At 75.5% G+C, this 656-nt stretch carries 2 pseudogenes; both read left to right on the forward strand.

Annotation, left to right across the window (positions count from 1 at the left end):
• Window positions 1-388 (forward strand): annotated as a pseudogene (locus tag GT042_RS30515) (type VII secretion protein EccE); the annotation flags it as partial.
• Window positions 385-656 (forward strand): annotated as a pseudogene (locus GT042_RS30520) (hypothetical protein); the annotation flags it as partial. The pseudogenes GT042_RS30515 and GT042_RS30520, both read left to right, overlap by 4 nt.

Consider the following 656-nt stretch of genomic DNA (forward strand, 5'->3'; position numbering starts at 1 on the left):
GGGCCGCCCGGACGCGGCGGCGCGGCGGCGCACCGCCGAGACGGCCCGGGTCTGGCGGTGTGACGACCGCTGGCACACCACCTACGCCGTGGGCCGCTGGCCGGAGTTGGGGCGCGGGGCCACCCCGCTGCCCAAGCTGGTGGCGCTGCTGACCTCGGCTCCCGCGTACGCCACCACCTTCAGCCTGACCCTGCGCCCTGGCGCGCACCGGGGGACGATGTCGCTCGGTGGGCACGTACGGATCACCGGTGGCTCGGACACCGAACTGGTGCGCGTACGACGGACGTTGGAGCAGGCCGCGCGGCACGCGAAGGTCGGTCTGGTACGGCTGGACCGCGAGCAGCTGCCCGGTGTGCTGGCCACACTGCCCCTGGGAGGCGCGCGATGACCGCCGCCAACGGTACGAAGCGGGGCCTGCGGGGGCTGCGCGGCCCGCACCACGCGGGTCACACCATCGCGCTGGACCATCTCGGCGCGCTGTCACTGCCCGTCGGGGACGACGGTGTGGTGATCGGCGACGACGGCGACGGCCGCCCGCAGATGGTGGGGTTCCACCGCTCGACACCGTACGACGTCCTGCTGATCGGCGGCCTGTGGACGGCCCAGGTGCTGGCGCTGCGCGCGGCGGCCACCGGCGCGCGGGTCGCGGTCGAGAC

The sequence above is a fragment of the Streptomyces sp. SID3212 genome (assembly GCF_009865405.1).
Lineage (GTDB): Bacteria > Actinomycetota > Actinomycetes > Streptomycetales > Streptomycetaceae > Streptomyces.